General features: G+C 73.7%; 2 protein-coding genes. One reads left to right on the top strand and one right to left on the bottom strand.

The features are described 5' to 3' along the window. Positions 1 to 73: 73 nt before the first annotated feature. Complete coding sequence (locus VR45_RS24560) at positions 74 to 2002, bottom strand: TIGR03960 family B12-binding radical SAM protein (protein ID WP_045941999.1); 1929 nt, start codon at positions 2000 to 2002, stop codon at positions 74 to 76. Positions 2003 to 2407: 405 nt separating this feature from the next. Here VR45_RS24560 and VR45_RS24555 point away from each other — a divergent pair, with 405 nt between their 5' ends. Further along, complete coding sequence (locus tag VR45_RS24555; protein ID WP_045941998.1) at positions 2408 to 3694, top strand: M14 family zinc carboxypeptidase; 1287 nt, start codon at positions 2408 to 2410, stop codon at positions 3692 to 3694. The last annotated feature ends 33 nt before the right edge of the window (positions 3695 to 3727 follow it).

The following is a 3727-nucleotide window of genomic DNA, read 5'->3' as shown; positions in this document are numbered from 1 at the left end:
GCCCCCCACCCGCCCCGAGCCGCGAACGCCCCCGCCGGACGGATCCGACGGGGGCGCTCCGGGGTCTCTCCGGCTACTTGTTCACCACGGTGAGCGGAAGCATCTTCTTGCCCGTGGGGCCGATTTGGATGCTGGTGTCCATCTGGGGGCACACGCCGCAGTCGAAGCACGGGGTCCAGCGGCAGTCGTCGACCTCGACCTCCTCCAGGGCGTCCTGCCAGTCCTCCCACAGCCAGTCCTTGTCGAGGCCGCTGTCCAGGTGGTCCCAGGGCAGGACCTCCTCGTAGCCGCGCTCGCGGGTGGTGTACCAGTCGACGTCGACGCCGGTGCCGGCCAGGCCCTTCTCGGCGGAGGCCATCCAGCGGTCGTAGGAGAAGTGCTCGCGCCAGCCGTCGAAGCGGCCGCCGTCCTCGTAGACCGCGCGGATGATCGCGCCGACCCGGCGGTCGCCGCGGGAGAGCAGGCCCTCGACGATGCCGGGCTTGCCGTCGTGGTAGCGGTAGCCGATGTTCTTGCCGTACTTGCGGTCGCCGCGGATCGAGTCGCGCAGCTTGGCCAGGCGGGCGTCGGTGGCCTCGGCGGACAGCTGCGGGGCCCACTGGAACGGGGTGTGCGGCTTGGGCACGAACCCGCCGATGGAGACGGTGCAGCGGATGTCGTTCTGGCCGGTGACCTCGCGGCCCTTCTGGATGACGTTCTTCGCCATCTCGCCGATCTGGAGCACGTCCTCGTCGGTCTCGGTGGGCAGGCCGCACATGAAGTACAGCTTCACCTGGCGCCAGCCGTTGCCGTACGCGGTGGCGACGGTGCGGATGAGGTCCTCCTCCGACACCATCTTGTTGATCACCTTGCGCATGCGCTCACTGCCGCCCTCGGGGGCGAAGGTGAGGCCGGAGCGGCGGCCGTTGCGGCTGAGCTCGTTGGCGAGGTCGATGTTGAAGGCGTCGACGCGGGTGGACGGCAGCGAGAGGCCGACCTTGTCGTCCGTGTAGCGGTCGGCCAGGCCCTTGGCGATCTCACCGATCTCGGTGTGGTCGGCGGAGGACAGCGACAGCAGGCCGACCTCCTCGAAGCCGGTGGCCTTGAGTCCGCGGTCGACCATCTCGCCGATGCCGGTGATGCTTCGCTCCCGCACGGGGCGCGTGATCATGCCGGCCTGGCAGAAGCGGCAGCCGCGGGTGCAGCCGCGGAAGATCTCCACGGACATCCGCTCGTGCACGGTCTCCGCGAGCGGGACGAGCGGCTGCTTGGGGTAGGGCCACTCGTCGAGGTCCATCACGGTGTGCTTGGAGACCCGCCACGGCACGCCGGGGGCGTTCGGCACGACCCGGGCGATCCGGCCGTCCGACAGGTACTCGACGTCGTAGAACCTCGGCACGTACACCCCGCCGGTGCGGGCCAGCCGCAGCAGCAGCTCGTCGCGGCCGCCCGGGCGGCCCTCGGCCTTCCACTCCCGGACGATCCTGGTGATGTCGAGCACGGCCTGCTCGCCGTCACCGATCACCGCGCAGTCGATGAAGTCCGCGATCGGCTCGGGGTTGAACGCGGCGTGGCCGCCGGCCAGCACGACCGGGTCGTCCTCGGTGCGGTTGCGGGCCTCCAGCGGGATGCCGGCCAGTTCGAGCGCGGCCAGCATGTTGGTGTAGCCGAGCTCGGTGGAGAAGGAGAGCCCGAACACGTCGAACGCCTTCACCGGCCGGTGGGCGTCCACGGTGAACTGGGGCACGCCGTGCTCGCGCATCAGCGCCTCGAGGTCCGGCCACACGCTGTAGGTGCGCTCGGCGAGGACGCCCTCCTGCTCGTTGAGCACCTCGTAGAGGATCATGACGCCCTGGTTGGGCAGGCCCACCTCGTAGGCGTCGGGGTACATGAGCGCCCAGCGGACGTCGCAGGCGTCCCAGTCCTTGACGGTCGAGTTGAGCTCGCCGCCGACGTACTGGATCGGCTTCTGGACGTGCGGGAGGAGAGCCTCCAGGCGTGGGAAGACCGATTCGACAGTCATGAGTACCAGGAACCCTTACGACGTTCGGAACCGCCGCTCGCTCGGCATGGCGACGGCTGGGAGGGGTGACCCTCAAGAGTAGCCGAACCGCCGTGTTCCCCGGCCCGGCCGCCCTCGCCCCGGGACCGGCCGCGGGCCGCGCGACCGCCCGTGCCGAGGGGTGTACGGACAGGTCCCGGCACGTGAACGCGGCCCCACTGCGGGACCCCGGCGACTGTTGACACGCTCCGAGGCCGCGTGCGGTACTGGCAAGGCTCCACCGGAAGGTCCTGTGCGCCCCCGGGACAAGGGAGTTGGCCGCGCGCGCACCGGCCGTGCCGGGCGGCCCGGCGCGACCCCGCGCCGGACTCCCGGCCCAGGCCCCCCGACCGCGCCGACCCGCCCGCCCCCGAGGACAGGAGAGCCATGACCGACACGGGCCGGCGGACGCGCCGGATCGACAGCCCGTGCAACGACACCGAGAGCTACCCGACCGTGGCCCGGGCGATCGCCGCGGCCCGCGGGCTGGCCCGCCGCCACCCCGGCCGCTGCCGGGTGCGCGAGGTGGGCCGTTCCCGCGCCGGACGCCCACTGGTACTGCTCTCGGTGGACGACGGCGAGCACACCGTCCTCGTGGTCGGCGGCCCGCACCCGAACGAGCCGGTCGGCCTGGCCGCCGCCGTCCGGCTGGCCGAGCAGGCGCTGGCGCAGCCGCCCCGCCCCGGGGTCGGCTGGCACGTCCTGCTCTGCCTGGACCCGGACGGCGCCGCGCTGAACGAGGGCTGGCTGAACGGGCCGCTCACCGCGGCCCGGCACTACGAGCACTTCTTCCGGCCCGCCTTCCACGAGCAGCCCGAACTGCTGCCGCACCCGGACGGGCCGCTCGCCCCGATGCCGGAGAGCCGGGCGCTCACCGGGCTGATCGACGAGCTGCGCCCGGTGCTCCAGTGCTCGCTGCACGGCGTGGACTTCGGCGGCGCCTTCGTGCAGCTCACCCGACCGCTGCCGGCCCTGGCCGGGCGCTTCGCCCGTTCGGCGGCCCGCGGCGGCATCCCGCTGGACGTCGACTCCTACGACGCGCTCGGCTGGGCCAGCCCGGCCCCCGGCACCTATCTGATGCCGCCGCCGGGCCGGAGCAGGCAGCCCCTGCCGGACCGCCCCGAGCTGTCCACCTGGGCGTACGCGGGGCGGCACGGCGGGACGACGGCCGTGCTGGAGGTCCCGATGTGGGCGGTCGACGCGGTCGGCGACCACCGTCCGGCCCCGGACGTGGCCGCCGCCATGGCGGCCTGCGCGGACCGGCTGCGGTCCCGGGTGGCGGCGCTGACCGCCCTGCTGCCGCAGGTGCCGACGCACGCGGGGGTGGCGTACGGGCCGCTGCTGCGCTCGGTCGAGTTCAATCTGGCGGTCTGCCCGCCGGTGGTGGACGACTGGCTGGCGAACTGGTCGACGGCGGCGCTGTCGGTGTCCCGGGTGACCACGGCCCGGATCGTCGCCGAGCGGGTGCCGCTGCGGATCGCGGCGATGCTGCTGCGGCTGCTCGCGGACAGCGGCGGCCCGGCGGCGGACGCGGCCCGGGCGCGGGCCCGGGGGGTGGCGGCGGCGAGCCTGGAGGGTCTGCAGCGCCTCGGCGCCCGCTGGGTCCCGGTCGAGACCCAGGTCGCCCACCAGACCCGGGCGGTGCTCGCCGCCGCCGACCTGCTGCTGCCCTAGGGGGCGCACACACGGCGAGGGCCGGTCCGGGGA

It is taken from the genome of Streptomyces sp. NRRL S-495, from assembly GCF_000966955.1.
Classification (GTDB): Bacteria; Actinomycetota; Actinomycetes; order Streptomycetales; family Streptomycetaceae; genus Kitasatospora; species Kitasatospora purpeofusca.
The sequence above is the reverse complement of the archived record's forward strand: the minus strand, read 5'-3'. Positions and strand labels throughout refer to the sequence as shown.

Bases quoted from the DNA above. Each gene is read 5' to 3' on its own strand.
- VR45_RS24560 (WP_045941999.1), bottom strand. From the start codon at position 2,002: ATGACTGTCGAATCGGTCTTCCCACGCCTGGAGGCTCTCCTCCCGCAC.
- VR45_RS24555 (WP_045941998.1), top strand. From the start codon at position 2,408: ATGACCGACACGGGCCGGCGGACGCGCCGGATCGACAGCCCGTGCAAC.